This window comes from Pseudovibrio sp. POLY-S9 (assembly GCF_001431305.1).
Taxonomy (GTDB): domain Bacteria; phylum Pseudomonadota; class Alphaproteobacteria; order Rhizobiales; family Stappiaceae; genus Pseudovibrio.
The window spans coordinates 39102-39766 of sequence record NZ_LCWX01000239.1; the positions used below are offsets into that span (position 1 = coordinate 39102).

Annotated in this window: 1 protein-coding gene and 1 pseudogene; one reads left to right on the plus strand and one right to left on the minus strand. The window is 53.1% G+C overall.

Annotated elements, in window-relative coordinates:
* Positions 1-317, plus strand: a pseudogene (locus PPL9_RS33795) (hypothetical protein); the annotation flags it as partial.
* 105 nt (positions 318-422) lie between these two features.
* Here PPL9_RS33795 and PPL9_RS26550 read toward each other — a convergent pair.
* Positions 423-665 (minus strand): hypothetical protein (locus PPL9_RS26550; RefSeq protein WP_208989657.1); only part of this gene is annotated, 243 nt, incomplete at its 5' end.

A 665-nucleotide genomic window follows, 5' to 3' on the forward strand; every position in this document is an offset into this window, starting at 1 on the left:
AGGAGAAACGCGCAAAAGCTCTCACAAAGCTCGCCCGAGAAACCGGTTACTCTGGTTATTACTTGGATGTATCAACTGTCACCTATCAGTCAGAAATGCAGGGCGCAGGCTGGTTCGCAAATCTCGCTTACCGCTACCGCGGACGCGCACTCCTGGTTTCCGCCAAGGATGGCAAAATCCTCGCTGCCTCAACCTGCAACGTTACTGATCATGCCGATTTAACTGATCTGGCTGAGAAAGGACAAAAGAGCGTAGACCGCTTCGCCAGAAACCTTGGTTACTCCTGCGCTGAACAGGTCATACAGAAAACCTTTTAGTATCGGAGCAGCTGGCATGAACACCAATAAACACAACATGCTCTAAAATTGAAAACCCCGCCGAACATCTTCAGCGGGGTTCTTTTTTGCATATACCGAAGCATCCTAGGACATCTGAACGTCCATCACACCCGGCAGTGTCTTCAACGCACCAGACAGTTGTGGTGAGAGCTGGTAGTTACCAGGAAGCTTGACCTCGACTTCGCGCTGACCATTATCCAGCAGCACAACGCAGCTCACTTCACCATCACCGCCGCGGCGCAGTTGGCGCTGCAGGCTCTGGATCGGTTCGCTGGACCCGAGGAAAATCCGCAGGGTTCGATGCACCCTGCCCGCCACTTTCTCCAG